Source organism: Saccharothrix stipae (genome assembly GCF_054781895.1).
In genome coordinates this window covers 626,498-640,426 of sequence record NZ_BAAGTN010000017.1, presented here as the reverse complement: position 1 = coordinate 640,426, position 13,929 = coordinate 626,498, and the positions used below count along the sequence as shown (strand labels likewise).

The following is a 13,929-nucleotide window of genomic DNA, read 5'->3' as shown; positions in this document are numbered from 1 at the left end:
ACCTCTCGTTCGCGCTAGTTGGCAGGCTCGGCCTGGCCACCGTCGGCGGAGTCGACAATCAGACTTCCGTCGGCGGTGCCGACGGTCGGGCTCTCGTCGGCGGAGTCGACAACCACACCGCCGTCACCAGTGGTGACGTCCACGGGCTCGTCGGCGTTGCGTGCCACCGCGATCAGGGTGGTCCCTTCACCGAGGTTCATCAACCGGACGCCCTTCGTCTGCCGCCCTGCCTTGCGCACCTCCTTGGCGCTGGTCCGGATGACCCCGCCCGAGGAGGTGATCGCGTACAGCTCGTCGTCTACGTCGACGATGAGCGCGCCGACCAGCCTGCCACGCCTGCGGTCGTGCTGGATGGTGAGCACACCCTTGCCACCGCGGCCCTGGACGGGGTAGTCCTCGATCGGCGTGCGCTTGGCGTACCCACCGTCGGTGGCCACCAAAACAAACAACCCCTCTTGGACGACGCCCATCGAGAGCAGCTCGTCACCGCTGTTGAACCGCATGCCCAGCACACCGGACGTGGCCCGGCCCATCGGGCGCAACGCCTCGTCGCTGGCGTGGAACCGGATCGACTGGCCGTCGGCCGAGATCAGCTGGAGGTCGTCCTCCGCCGAGCACAGCACCGCGCCGACCAGCTCGTCGTCGTCACGCAGGTTGATGCCGATCAGGCCGCCGGACCGGTTGGAGTCGAAGTCGGACAGCTTCGACTTCTTGACCAGGCCCTTCTTGGTGGCGAGCACCAGGTACGGCGCGACCCCGTAGTTCTTGATCTGGATGACCTGGGCGATCTCCTCCTCCGGCTGGAACGCCAGGAGGTTCGCCACGTGCTGGCCACGCGCGTTGCGGTTGGCCTCGGGCAGCTCGTACGCCTTCGCCCGGTACACCCGGCCCTTGTTCGTGAAGAACAGGATCCAGTCGTGCGTGGAGCACACGAAGAAGTGCTGCACGATGTCGTCCTGCTTGAGCTGCGCGCCCTGCACACCCTTGCCGCCGCGCTTCTGCGAGCGGTACAGGTCGGTCTTCGTGCGCTTCGCGTAACCCGTTCGGGTGATAGTGACGACGACGTCCTCGACCGCGATCAGGTCTTCCATCGACACGTCACCGTCGAACGGCACGATCCGGGTGCGCCGGTCGTCACCGTGCTTGTCCACGATCGCCATCAGCTCTTCGCGCACGATCGCGCGCTGCCGCTCCGGCTTGGCGAGGATGTCCTTGTAGTCGGCGATCTCCAGCTCGATCTCGGCCAGCTGGTCGACGATCTTCTGCCGCTCCAGGGCCGCCAGGCGGCGCAGCTGCATCTCCAGGATCGCGTTGGCCTGGATCTCGTCGACGTCGAGCAGCTCCATCAGGCCCGTGCGCGCCACCTCGGGCGTGTCCGACCGGCGGATCAGCGCGATCACCGCGTCGAGCTGGTCGAGCGCCTTGACCAGGCCGCGCAGCACGTGGGCGCGCTCCTCGGCCTTGCGCAGCCGGAAGCGCGTGCGCCGGACGATGACCTCGATCTGGTGCTTCACGTAGTGCCGGATCATCTGGTCCAGGCGCAACGTGCGCGGCACGCCGTCGACCAGCGACAGCATGTTCACGCCGAACGAGTACTGCAGCTGGGTGTGCTTGTAGAGGTTGTTCAGCACGACCTTGGCCACCGCGTCGCGCTTGAGCGTGACCACGATGCGCATGCCCGAGCGGCGGTTCGACTCGTCGGCGATGTTCGCGATGCCGGTGAGCTTCTGGTCGCGGACCAGGGTGGCGATGGTCTCCACCAGGTTGTCCGGGTTCACCTGGTAGGGCAGTTCGGTGACGACCAGGATCGTGCGGCCCTTGGCGTCCTCGTCGATCTCCACGACCGCGCGCATCTTCACCGAGCCGCGCCCGGTGCGGTAGGCGTCCTCGATGCCCGCGGTGCCCAGGATCTGACCGTGGGTCGGGAAGTCGGGACCCTTGATCCGGGCGATCATCGCCTCGAGGGTCTCCTCGTCGGACGCCTCCCAGTTGTCCAGCGCCCACACCACACCCTCCGCGACCTCGCGCAGGTTGTGCGGCGGGATGTTGGTCGCCATGCCGACCGCGATGCCCGAACTGCCGTTGATCAGCAGGTTCGGCACGCGCGACGGCAGCACCGTCGGCTCCTGGATGCGACCGTCGTAGTTGTCCCGGAAGTCGACCGTGTCTTCCTCGATGTCGGCCAACATCTGCATGGCCAACGGCGTGAGCCGGCACTCGGTGTTGTGGCTGACGAAGCCGTCGGTGATGAACGCGTGGTCCTCGGTGTCCACCCGCAGGCTGAACACCGGCCGGACACCCGCGTCGGTGACCGACTCGACCGACGCGTAGTAGAACCGGCCGTCGACCAGCGGCTCGACCACGTCCAGCACCTCGCGGTCGGTGATCCGCGCGGCGATCTCGTCGTAATCGCGCTCCCACCGCTCGACGCGGTCCACGTTGTGCCGCCGCAGCCAGTCGCGCTCGGTCCACCGGGTCGCCCCGTGCGCCCGGATGTAGTCACCGACGAACGGCACGTGGTCGCTGCTCATCGACCTGCTCGCCAGCGGTACGGCGTCGAGGATCGCGTTCAGCTTGTCCTGCTTCGCGCCGAGGAAGCCCACGTTGCGGGCGAACAGGCGCGCGTCACGCCGGTTGGTGATGACGACCTTGATCTCGCCGCTGTCGTAGTTCACCAGCGTGCTGACCACGCCGAACTCCAGCAGGAGCTGCTGGACCTCGCGGGCGAGCTGGGTGCTGCGCGTGGAGTACGAGACCTGCACGGTGTTGCGCGGCAGGGCCGAAGCCGAGCCGTCACCGGTGAACAGCGAGGACAGGAACGCCCGTTTGATCACCTCACCGGCCGCCCAGACGAACTCGGGCACGCGCTTGGCGGCGCTGCGCTGCCCCACCATCCCGCCGAGCACGCTGACCCGGAGCTGGGTCATGTCCTGCACGTCGAGCTCGTGCAGGACGGATCCGGACTTGATGGTCCGCGAGTACACGTAGCGCGGACCGCCGACCGCGTCGTCGTAGGCTTCGACCACGCGTTGGAAGTACTCGGCGTCGACGTTGTTGAAGCCGGCGCGGTTCTCGGACACGAAGCCCTCGCTGACGAAGGCGCCGGCCAGGATCGCGGACGAGTAGTGCCCGATCTCCGGCAGATCGCCGCCGTCCTGCGGCGTGCGCTGCATGACCACGCGGTCACCGGGCTGGATCTCCTCCAGCAGCTTCCACAGGAGGGTCGGCACGCCGAGCACGTTGACCAGGCACAACACCGGGTGGTTGTGCGTACCGGTCAGCTCGTACCCGTTCTTGGTGCGCAGCTTCAGCGTGGGGTGCTCGCCGGAGTGGAACAGCATGTCGGCGCGCACCGGGTTGCCGTTGCGGTCGAGCACCTTGAGGTCGATCGGGTTGTCGCTGTTCGGCTTGGCGTCCGGCACGATGTCGCCGATGCGCGGCGTCGAGCCGTCTGCCAACCGGATGCGACTGTCCGGTGACACGCAGTAACGCATCGCGGCTGCCGGGTCGTTGCCCGGGGAGCCGAAGTTGCCCTGGCCGTCGATCAGCGGGTAGCGCTGCGACCACGGTTGGGCGAGGCGGACCAGGGCGTCGTAGATGGCCGAGTCGCCGTGCGGGTGGTAGTTGCCCATCACGTCGCCGACCACGCGGGCGCACTTGTTGTAGCTGCGTTCCGGGCGGAAGCCCGAGTCGAACATCGAGTAGAGCACGCGGACGTGCACGGGCTTGAGGCCGTCGCGCACGTCGGGCAGCGCTCGTCCCACGATCACGCTCATCGCGTAGTCGATGTACGAGTTCTGCATCTCCTGCTGGATGTCGCGCGGCTCGGTGCGGTCTCCACCGACCGGGGGCAGCGTCGTCTCGCTCACAGTTCTACTTCCTTACCAGGGGCCGGGGAGAGGTCAGACGTCGAGGAACCGCACGCCCTTGGCGTTGCGGGTGATGAACGCGCGGCGGGCTTCCACGTCCTCGCCCATCAGCACGCTGAACAGCTCGTCGGCCGTCGCGGCGTCGTCCATGGTCACCTGCGTCAGCACCCGGTTGGCCGGGTCCATCGTCGTCTCCCACAGCTCGGAGGAGTTCATCTCGCCGAGGCCCTTGTAGCGCTGGATGTTGTCGTCCTTGCCGATCTTCTTGCCCGCGGCGAGACCGGCCTGGATGATGCCGTCGCGCTCGCGGTCGGAGTAGGCGTACTCCGGCTCGGCCCGCTGCCACTTGATCTTGTAGAGCGGCGGGTTCGCCAGGTACACGTGGCCGTGCTCGATGAGCGGGCGCATGAAGCGGAACAGCAGGGTGAGCAGCAGGGTGCGGATGTGCTGGCCGTCCACGTCGGCGTCGGCCATCAGCACGATCTTGTGGTAGCGCAGCTTGGCGAGGTCGAAGTCCTCGTGGATGCCGGTGCCGAACGCGGTGATCAGCGACTGGACCTCGTTGTTCTTCAGCACGCGGTCGATGCGCGCCTTCTCCACGTTGATGATCTTGCCGCGGATCGGCAGGATCGCCTGGAACATGGAGTCCCGGCCCTCCTTGGCCGAGCCGCCCGCGGAGTCGCCCTCCACGACGTAGATCTCGCACTCCTCCGGGTTGGTGGAGCGGCAGTCCTTGAGCTTGCCCGGCAGGCCGCCGATGTCGAGGGCGCCCTTGCGGCGCACCAGCTCGCGGGCCTTGCGGGCGGCGATGCGGGCCTGCGCCGACGACACCGCCTTGGTGACGATCGTCTTCGACTCGTTCGGGTGGCGCTCGAACCAGTCGGCCAGGTGCTCGTTGGTGGACTTCTGCACGAACGACTTGGCCTCGCTGTTGCCCAGCTTGGTCTTGGTCTGCCCCTCGAACTGGGGCTCCTTGAGCTTGACCGAGACGATGGCGGCCAGGCCCTCGCGGATGTCGTCGCCGGTGAGGTTGGCGTCCTTCTCCTTGAGCAGCTTCTTCTCGCGCGCGTACTCGTTGACCACGCGGGTCAGCGCGGCGCGGAAGCCCTCTTCGTGGGTGCCGCCCTCGTGGGTGTTGATCGTGTTGGCGAACGTGTACACCGACGGCGTGTAGCCGGTGTTCCACTGCATCGCCACCTCGACCTCGAGGTCCTCGCCCTTGGCCTCGAACGAGACGACCTTCTGGTGCACGGCCTCACGGGTGTGGTTGATGTGGCGGACGAAGTCCTCCAGGCCACCCGGGTAGTGGAAGGTGCGCTCGCGCACGGCCGCCACGTGGCCCTCGGCGTCGGCCTCCTCGTCGCCTTCCTGGATGCGCTCGTCGCGCAGGATGATCGTGAGGCCCTTGTTGAGGAACGCCATCTCCTGCAGGCGGCGGGAGATCGTCTCGATGTTGTACTCGGTGGTCTCGAAGATCGTCGCGTCGGCCCAGAACGTGATCGCCGTGCCGGTCTCGTCGGTCGGCTCGCCCTTGGTCAGCTCGTGCGCGGGCTTGGTGTTCTCGAACCGCTGGTTCCACGTGAAACCCTCGGTCTTGACCTCGACGTCGACGGCGGTCGACAGCGCGTTCACCACGGAGATGCCGACGCCGTGCAGGCCTCCGGACACCGCGTAGGAGTCGCTGTCGAACTTGCCACCCGCGTGCAGCTTGGTCAGCACCACTTCGAGCGTGGGCCGCTTCTCGACCGGGTGCATGCCGATCGGGATGCCGCGGCCGTCGTCGATGACGCGGACGCCTCCGTTGGCCAGCAGCGTCACGTCGACCACGGTCGCGTAGCCGGCCATGGCCTCGTCGACCGAGTTGTCCACGACCTCCTGGATCAGGTGGTGCAGACCGCGCTCGCCGGTGGAACCGATGTACATGCCTGGCCGCTTGCGGACCGCTTCCAGGCCCTCCAGGACGGTGATCGAGGACGCGTTGTACTCATTCTTCTTGGCTGCCACGGGCCTGGTGTCTCCTCGGACTTCACGCGACTGGTTCCGTCGCCGGGCGACGCTGGGTTGCGCTACCCCACGATTCTACCGGGGCAGACCGACAGAAACCCACTTAGGACACCCCTGGTTTGCTCACAGGCGGCCCGAAGTGAACGCAGACGGGTGCCGACCGCTGCTCGCGGTGTCAAAATCGACTGGTGAGCGCTCACCGCGCCACAGGATCGCCGCTGCGGCCCTGACGCTCGTCACCCGTAGGTGTCACGTGGTCCGCGGCCCGGAGCGTGCCTGGGGCCGTAGCGCCAGCTGGGGGCCGCCGGACCCTGCACCTTCAACTTCTGCACGACGCCGTTGCCGACGCCCGCCGCGATCCGCTTGAGCAGGTCGCGCTGGAGCAGCCGCAGCTGGGTGGCCCACGCCGTGGAGTCGGCCTGGACGGTCAACTCGCCGTCACTGAGCGCGACCGGCTGCGCGTGCTCGGCCACGTCCTCACCGACCAGCTTCGGCCACCGGGCGAACACCTGGCCACCGGCCAACCGCTCCGCCCAGCCGCGGTCGGCGGCGAGCCTGGACGCCAGCCTGCCCAGCGGTTGCGGGTCGCGGTCGTCCGGACCGGGGCCGGACCAGCGGCGTCGCCGACGACGGCCGGCGGGCGCCCCGGCACCCTTGCGCGCACCTCGCGCACCGCGTGCCTTGGCGGACGCACGGGCGGCTTCGAGGGCGGCACGGGCGAGGTCCGCGCCCCGCAAACCACCCTCTCGTGTCACGTCAACTGTGGATATGTCCGGTTCTGGCGGTGAGTTATCCACACCATCCACAGGGTTGTCCCCAGATGTGTGTCGGGTCACACCCGTTTGGGGCAACTCGTCAGACACGGTGCACCTCCCCGTGGCGAACGTCGAACCGCAGCCCGTCCAACTCCTCGGGCACGTCCTCCGCGACCGCCGCCGTGATCAACACCTGCTCCGCGCCGGCCGCCACCTTCGCCAGCTGGCGACGCCTGCCGCGGTCGAGTTCGGCGAACACATCGTCCAGCACGAGGACCGGTTCCGCCCCTTCGACACGCAGCAACTCGTACCCACCGAGGCGCAGCGCCAACGCGAAGGACCACGACTCTCCGTGACTGGCGTAGCCCTTCGCGGGCAGGTCGCCCAGCGCCAGGTCGAGGTCGTCGCGGTGCGGCCCGACCAGGCACACGCCCCGTTCGACCTCCTGCCCGCGCACCCGGTGCATCTCGGCGAGCAACGCGTCTTCGAGCTCGTCGCGGTCGTGCGTCTCCGGGAACGCCTCGCCGAGGCTCGACCGGTACGCGATCCGCGCGGGTCTGGACTCCGGCGCCACCTCCGCGTACGCCGCGGCCACGTGCGGCGCGATGTCCGCGACCAGGTCCAGCCGCGCGGCCAGCAGCTCGGCGCCGTGCCGGGCCAGGTGCCCGTCCCAGACGTCGAGCGTGCTGATGTCGGCGTTGCGCGACGCCCGCACGCTCTTGAGCAACGCGCCGCGCTGTTTGAGCACGCGTTCGTAGTCGCTGCGCACCCCGGCGTAGCGCGGCGCGCGCGTGGTCAGCAGCTCGTCCAGGAACCGCCGGCGTTCACCGGGGTCGCCGCGCACGAGCGCCAGGTCCTCGGGCGCGAACAGCACCGTGCGCAGGATGCCCAGCACGTCACGCGGGCGCGGCACCGGGCCGCGGTTGATCCGCGCCCGGTTCGCCTTGCCCGGCGTGATCTCCAGCTCGACCAGCAGCTCGCGCCCCTCGTTGACCACCGCCGTGCGGACCACCGCGCGCGCGGCGCCGTGCCGGACCAGCGGCGCGTCCGTGGCCACCCGGTGCGAACCGAGGGTGGCCACGTACCCCAGCGCCTCGACCAGGTTCGTCTTGCCCTGGCCGTTGCGCCCGACCAGCACGCTCACGCCCGGCTCGAACACCAGGTCCGCGTGCTCCCACGACCTGAAGTCGGTGACTTGCAGGTGCCGGACGTACAACTCGTCAGCTCTGCGTGCTGCCGGAACCGGACGAAGGACCCGCGGCCTGCACGGCGTGCCCGCCGAACTGGTTGCGCAGCGCGGCGACCGCGCGCATCGCGGGCGAGTCGTCCTGCCGGGACGCGAACCGGGCGAACAGCGCGGCGGAGATCACCGGCGCGGGCACCGCGTGCTTGATCGCCTCCTCGACGGTCCACCGGCCCTCGCCGGAGTCCTCGACGTGACCGCGCAGGTCGTCCAGCTCCGGGTCCGAGTCCAGCGCGCGCACCAGCAGGTCCAGCAGCCACGAGCGGACCACGGTGCCCCGCTGCCAGGCCTTGATCGTGGCGGGCACGTTCTCCACCAGCTTCGAGGCCTCCAGCAGTTCGAAGCCCTCGGCGTAGGCCTGCATCAGGCCGTACTCGATGCCGTTGTGCACCATCTTGGCGAAGTGGCCGGCGCCGACGGAGCCCGCGTGCGCGAAGCCCTCCTCGCGCGGACCCTCCGGGCGCAGCGCGTCGAAGATCGGCATGGCGCGCTCGACGTGCTCGGCGTCGCCGCCGACCATGAGCCCGTAGCCGTTCTCCAGGCCCCACACGCCACCGGACACGCCGGCGTCGACGTAGCCGATGCCCTTGTCGCCCAACGCCTTGGCGTTGATCTCGTCATCGGTGAAGCGCGAGTTGCCGCCGTCGATCACCAGGTCGCCGGGCGCCAGCAGGTCGCCGAGCTCGGCGATGGTCTGCCGGGTGATGTCGCCGGCGGGCACCATCACCCACACCAGGCGCGGTGCGTCGAGCTTGCCGACCATGTCGGCGAGCGAGTCGGCGTCGGTGACTTCGGGGTTGCGGTCGTAGCCGACCACCTCGTGCCCCGCGCGGCGGATCCGCTCGCGCATGTTGAAGCCCATCTTGCCGAGGCCGACGAGTCCGAGCTGCACGGTCGTTCCCTCTTCCCTAGCGTCTGTGGATGGCGTGGTGGATCAGCCGGGCAGGCGCACGGGCATCAGCAGGTAGAGGTAGCCCGGCGCCACGTTCCCATCCTCGTCCACCGGCTTGAGCAATGCGGGCCGACTGGGTGTGGTGAAGGACAAGTGCGCCCTCGGCGTGCGGACGGCCTGGAGGCCCTCCAGCAGGTAGGTCGGGTTGAACGCGATGGTGACCGCGTCGCCGGTGTAGTCGACCGGGAGCTCTTCCTCGGCGCTGCCCTCGTCGTCGCCGCCCGCGGACAGGCGCAGGCCGTTGTCCACGAACTCCAGCCGGACCTGCGTGCCGCGCTCGGCGACCAGCGACACGCGCTTGATCGCCTGCACCAGCGCGTCGACCTCGATGATCGCGGCGGCCGAGTGCTCGGTGGGCAGCAGCTGGCGGTACTTCGGGAAGTCGGCGTCGAGCAGGCGGGTGGTCGTGCGGCGGCCAGTGCCGGACAGGCCGAGCAGGCCGTCGTTCGCGGCGAGGGACAGCGCGATCTTCGCGCCGGACGCGCCCAGCGTCTTCGCCGAGTCGTTGAGGGTCTTGGCCGGCACGAGCACGGCGACCTCGCCGAGGGACTCGTTCGGCTCCCACGGGAACTCGCGCATGGCGAGCCGGAAGCGGTCGGTGGCCACCAGGGTCACCTTGCCCTCACCGATCTCCAGCCGCACGCCGGTCAGCATCGGGAGCGTGTCGTCCTTGCCCGCCGCGACGGCGACCTGGGCCACGGCCTCGCCGAAGACCTCGCCCGGGAGCTCGCCGGCGAGCTGCGGCATGGACGGCAGCTGCGGGTAGTCCTCGACCGGCATGGTCGGCAGGCTGAAGCGGGCGCTGCCGCACGAGATCGTCATCCGGGAGCCGTCGACCGCGATCTCGACCGGGTGGTTGGGCAGGGCCTTGGTGATGTCGGCCAGCAACCGACCGCTGACGAGCGCCTTGCCGCCGTCGGCGATCGTGGCCGGGACGCCGCACTGGGCGGACACCTCGTAGTCGAAGCCGGAGACGGTCAGCGCCTCGCCGGAACCGTCCTCCGCCCCGGCGTCGAGCAGGATTCCGCCGAGCACCGCGACAGGCGGCCTGGACGGCAGGCTGCGGGCGACCCAGGCGACGGCGTCGGCCAGGCCGTCGCGCTCGACGCGGATCTTCATGAGGCGTCCTTCCTCAAGTCGGCATGACCAACAACAGCATGCGTTGCGGTGGGGGTTGGGGAGCCGCGGCCCTCGCCGGATCTTCCGACCCTCGGCGCGGAGGCTCCCCACCGTAGAGCGTCGGGGCCGAGTTCGTCACCTCGGGGCCACACCCGGGGCGAGGCGCTGCCGAGCGTTCGTCCCCGGGCCCGACCGCCGCCTGTTTTTTCTTTGTTCATCTCTTCAAGGGAAGACAACAGCAACAGCAGTAGGGCCTGTGGATTGTGTGGACAACCCCTGTTCTCGCAGCTCGTCGCCCGCTTGGAGGTGTGGACGGACACGGGGTGTCACCCGGGGACAAGTCGGCGCACCCGGGGAGAACTACCGGGCTCGTCCGTTCGGTCCACAGGAAGGCCGAGTTGTCCCCGGGTTGATCCCCGGGTGTGGGCCGAGTTGTACCCGGGTGCTGCACAGGGTGATGGTGGGCCGAATCTCCCCCTGCGGGGCGCTTTTCTGGGCCTGTGGACAACTCGTAGCCGGTCGTTCACCTGCGCCGGGACGTGCGACGCATCCCCTGGGGTGGGCCGGAAACGCCCTGGACCGCGCCCCACCGGGGCCTGGGTACCTCACACGGGTGACACGAAACGACCCCCACCGGTCCCGCGTCCACGCCCGGGTGTGGATACCGCTCAGTCGGCTCCAGGCGGTCCGCTGCGGGGACGGCACCCGGGTGGCGGCGGCGGATCCGGACGGCACCCGGGTGCGGTGCGGCTCGCACCCGGGTGCGATGGCGGGACACCCGGGTGCGAGCGCGGGCACCCGGGTGCGACGACGGGCGGTTCGACCCCGAGCGGAGGGCCGCTCGGACGACGACCCGACTCGTGCCGAGGAGGGCCCAGGAGGACCGAGCGCGACCCGACGGACGCGGGTCCGGCGGAACCGACGGGTGTGGGTCCGCCGGGGGCGGCGGTCGGTTCCGCGGCCGGTCTCGCTTGGAGAGTCAGGGCACGGCCGAGCGCGGGCACGGCGAGCTGCGGCTCACCACCCGAAGGTGTGCGGGGTGCGGGGTGCGGTCAGCCGGACAGGCGCAAGCGTTTGCGAGGTGTCAGGGAGAGGTGTGGCGGGTCAGCGCGTGTGGCCGGCGGGTCAGGGCGTGTGGCGGGCGCGCTGCTTGATGCGCGACGTCAGCTCCTGCACCTGCTCGTACACCCGGCGGCGCTCGGCCATCTCCTTGCGGATCTTCTTGTCCGCGTGCATGACCGTCGTGTGGTCGCGGCCGCCGAACGTCTGGCCGATCTTCGGCAGCGACAGGTCCGTGAGCTCTCGGCACAGGTACATCGAGATCTGCCGCGCCTGCGCCAGCACCTTCGTCTTACCGGGGCCGCAGAGATCGTCTATGGACACGCTGAAGAACTCCGCCGTCACGGCCATGATCGTCGGCGCGGTGATCTCGGGCGCGTGCGAGTCCGGGATGAGGTCGCGCAGGACTATCTCCGCCAGCTGCACGTCGACCGGCTGCCGGTTCAGCGACGCGAACGCGGTCACCCGGATCAGGGCGCCTTCGAGCTCGCGGATGTTGCGCTCGATCCGCGCCGCGATGAACTCCAGCACCTCGGCGGGCGCGGCCAGCCGGTCCTGCGCGGCCTTCTTGCGCAGGATGGCGATGCGCGTCTCCAGCTCGGGCGGCTGGATGTCGGTGATCAGGCCCCACTCGAACCGCGTGCGCAACCGGTCCTCCAACGTCTCCAGCCGCTTGGGCGGCCGGTCGGAGGAGACCACGATCTGCTTGTTCGCGTTGTGCAGCGTGTTGAACGTGTGGAAGAACTCCTCCTGCGTGCCTTCCTTGCCCTCCAGGAACTGGATGTCGTCGACCAACAGCACGTCGATGTCCCGGTACCGGCGCTGGAAGGCGACCTTGCGGTCGTCACGCAGGGAGTTGATGAAGTCGTTGGTGAACTCCTCGGTCGACACGTACCGCACCCGCATCCCGGGGAACAGCCGCTGCGCGTAGTGCCCGACCGCGTGCAGCAGGTGCGTCTTGCCGAGCCCGGACTCGCCCCAGATGAACAGGGGGTTGTACGCGCGGGCGGGCGCCTCGGCCACGGCCACCGCGGCGGCGTGCGCGAAGCGGTTGGACGCGCCGATGACGAAGGTGTCGAAGTTGTACTTCTCGTTCAGCCTGGTCTGCGAGGCCACCGGGTTGGCCGGCCGGGTGTACGGCATGCCGCTCGGCGCGGCGTGACCACCGCTGAACGTCGGCCAGATCTCGGTGACGGCGGCGAGCGCCTCGCCCTCCTCGTCGACCTCGTCCTCGGTGTCGCCCTCGGTCTCCGCCTCGACCGCGAGCCCGCCGTTGACCGACACCGCGGCCGGACCGGCGACCGGCACGGGTACGGGCACGACGCCCGGCACGGGGATCGGCGTGGTCAGGGGATCGGGCGAGTCGACCTTCACGGCCAGCGAGACGGCCCGGCCCAGTCGACGGGACAGGGCGGCGGTGATGGGCTCGCGCAGCGCGCGCTCGATGGCTTCCTTCGCGAAGTCGCTCGGCGCGGCGAGCAGCGCGGTCCCGTCGAGCAGCCCGATGGGCCGGGTCACGCGCATCCACGCGCGCTGTTGGGGAGACAACGTGCTGGCGGCGAGCTCCTGCACGACCTGCTCCCACACGAGACCCAGATCGGCCTGGTGGTCGGACACCTCCGCGCTCCCCTCCCCTCGGTGACGGCTCCGCGGTCAGTCCCCGGGGAACTTCCACGACGTGGACACGGAGAATAGAGGCATCCACAGAGTTATCCACAACTGTGCACGAACGCGACCCGGAGCGCAGCGGATCCCCCCGTTGCTCCCGAGCACCTGCGGCCGGCGTGGCGGCGGCTCGACCCCCTCCGGGTCCTCCCGCGGCTACCCGCAACCCACCCGCGAAGGCAGCACGCTAACAAGGTGCGGGCCCTGCCACAAGGCGTACCGCCGGGCAAGCCCTTTACGTGCGCCGGACGCCGCGTCCCGGCCCCGGGTGCGACCCCGATTTGAACCGCGCCCCCGGGGCTGCGTACCCTCGTAACCGTCTCCCGCTTGCGTGGGGTGCTTTTCGCGCGCCTAAGGCTAGTTCGCTGGGGACAACCACAGACCTGCTTGGCAGTTAAGCACCGGGAGTCCGACCGTGAGCAAGGGTAAGCGCACCTTCCAGCCCAACAACCGTCGCCGTGCGAAGACGCACGGGTTCCGGCTGCGCATGCGCACCCGCGCCGGTCGCGCCATCCTGGCCGCGCGCCGTGGCAAGGGCCGCAAGCAGCTGTCCGCCTGATCGCCGCAGCGCCGTGCTACCCGCGGCCAATCGGCTGACCCGCAGCCAGGACTTCGGCCTGGTGGTCCGCCGAGGCCGCCGGGCCGGCCGGTCCCGGCTGGTGGTGCACGTCCTGATGGCGACGGCATCCGCCGGCGGTGCATCGGGGCGACCCACTTCGACGGCGGCCAATGGCGCCTCGGCGGAGCAACGTACCTCGGCGCAGCCCACCTTGGACCCGTCCAAGGTGGGCTTCGTCGTGAGCAAGGCCGTGGGCAACTCCGTCGTCCGGCACCGGGTGAGTCGCAAGCTCCGGCACGTGGTGCGCGATCGCCTCGACGTGCTGCCGCCCGGAACTTCGCTCGTGGTGCGCGCGTTGGCACCGTCAGCCGATGCGGACAGCGCCGAGCTCGGCCGGGACCTCGACGCGGCGCTGAACAAGGTGCTGCGATGACGACCGTCCAGGTGAGCCCCGTCGTCCGGGCGCTGCTGCTGCCGGTGCGCTTCTACCGGAAGTTCATCTCCCCGGCGCTGCCCCCGACCTGCCGTTTCCACCCGAGTTGCAGTGCCTACGCGGTGGAGGCGTTGACCGTCCACGGTGCGCTGCGCGGTTCCTGGCTGACCCTGCGCCGGCTGGGCCGCTGCGGACCCTGGCACCCTGGTGGCCTGGACCCGGTTCCGCCGAGGCGAAACGCGGTCCCCGACCTTCCTGCCGAGGAGTAGCT

Annotated in this window: 10 protein-coding genes; 3 read left to right on the top strand and 7 right to left on the bottom strand. The window is 69.7% G+C overall.

The window, feature by feature from the left end; genetic code table 11:
• Positions 1-14: 14 nt before the first annotated feature.
• From gyrA to dnaA, 7 genes are all read right to left on the bottom strand, one after another.
• Complete coding sequence (gyrA, locus tag ACYVLT_RS31085; protein ID WP_461123715.1) at positions 15-3,869, bottom strand: intein-containing DNA gyrase subunit A; 3,855 nt, start codon at positions 3,867-3,869, stop codon at positions 15-17.
• Between the two features lie 33 nt (positions 3,870-3,902).
• Complete coding sequence (gene gyrB / locus ACYVLT_RS31080) at positions 3,903-5,873, bottom strand: DNA topoisomerase (ATP-hydrolyzing) subunit B (protein ID WP_461123714.1); 1,971 nt, start codon at positions 5,871-5,873, stop codon at positions 3,903-3,905.
• A 236-nt stretch (positions 5,874-6,109) separates the two neighbouring features.
• Positions 6,110-6,628, bottom strand: coding sequence for a DciA family protein (locus ACYVLT_RS31075; RefSeq protein ID WP_461123713.1), 519 nt, complete (start codon positions 6,626-6,628; stop codon positions 6,110-6,112).
• 100 nt (positions 6,629-6,728) lie between these two features.
• Positions 6,729-7,844, bottom strand: coding sequence for a DNA replication/repair protein RecF (gene recF, locus ACYVLT_RS31070; protein WP_461123712.1), 1,116 nt, complete (start codon positions 7,842-7,844; stop codon positions 6,729-6,731).
• Between the two features lie 4 nt (positions 7,845-7,848).
• Positions 7,849-8,763 (bottom strand): phosphogluconate dehydrogenase (NAD(+)-dependent, decarboxylating), encoded by a 915-nt coding sequence (gnd, locus tag ACYVLT_RS31065; RefSeq protein WP_461123711.1) that lies wholly within the window; start codon positions 8,761-8,763, stop codon positions 7,849-7,851.
• Between the two features lie 42 nt (positions 8,764-8,805).
• Positions 8,806-9,942: a DNA polymerase III subunit beta gene (gene dnaN, locus ACYVLT_RS31060; RefSeq protein ID WP_461123710.1), complete on the bottom strand. Its 1,137-nt coding sequence runs from the start codon at positions 9,940-9,942 to the stop codon at positions 8,806-8,808.
• 1,125 nt (positions 9,943-11,067) lie between these two features.
• Positions 11,068-12,618: a chromosomal replication initiator protein DnaA gene (dnaA, locus tag ACYVLT_RS31055; RefSeq protein ID WP_461123709.1), complete on the bottom strand. Its 1,551-nt coding sequence runs from the start codon at positions 12,616-12,618 to the stop codon at positions 11,068-11,070.
• A 463-nt stretch (positions 12,619-13,081) separates the two neighbouring features.
• Here dnaA and rpmH point away from each other — a divergent pair, with 463 nt between their 5' ends.
• Genes rpmH through yidD form a run of 3 tightly spaced genes read left to right on the top strand, consistent with a single transcriptional unit; the run spans position 13,082 to position 13,927 of the window.
• Complete coding sequence (gene rpmH, locus ACYVLT_RS31050; protein WP_073897783.1) at positions 13,082-13,225, top strand: 50S ribosomal protein L34; 144 nt, start codon at positions 13,082-13,084, stop codon at positions 13,223-13,225.
• A 13-nt stretch (positions 13,226-13,238) separates the two neighbouring features.
• On the top strand, positions 13,239-13,658 hold the full coding sequence (rnpA, locus tag ACYVLT_RS31045) for a ribonuclease P protein component (protein ID WP_461123708.1): 420 nt from the start codon (positions 13,239-13,241) through the stop codon (positions 13,656-13,658).
• Positions 13,655-13,927, top strand: coding sequence for a membrane protein insertion efficiency factor YidD (gene yidD, locus ACYVLT_RS31040; protein ID WP_053714550.1), 273 nt, complete (start codon positions 13,655-13,657; stop codon positions 13,925-13,927). The genes rnpA and yidD overlap by 4 nt, the downstream gene beginning before the upstream one ends.
• Positions 13,928-13,929: the final 2 nt, after the last annotated feature.

Bases quoted from the DNA above. Each gene is read 5' to 3' on its own strand.
- dnaN (WP_461123710.1), bottom strand. From the start codon at position 9,942: ATGAAGATCCGCGTCGAGCGCGACGGCCTGGCCGACGCCGTCGCCTGG.
- yidD (WP_053714550.1), top strand. From the start codon at position 13,655: ATGACGACCGTCCAGGTGAGCCCCGTCGTCCGGGCGCTGCTGCTGCCG.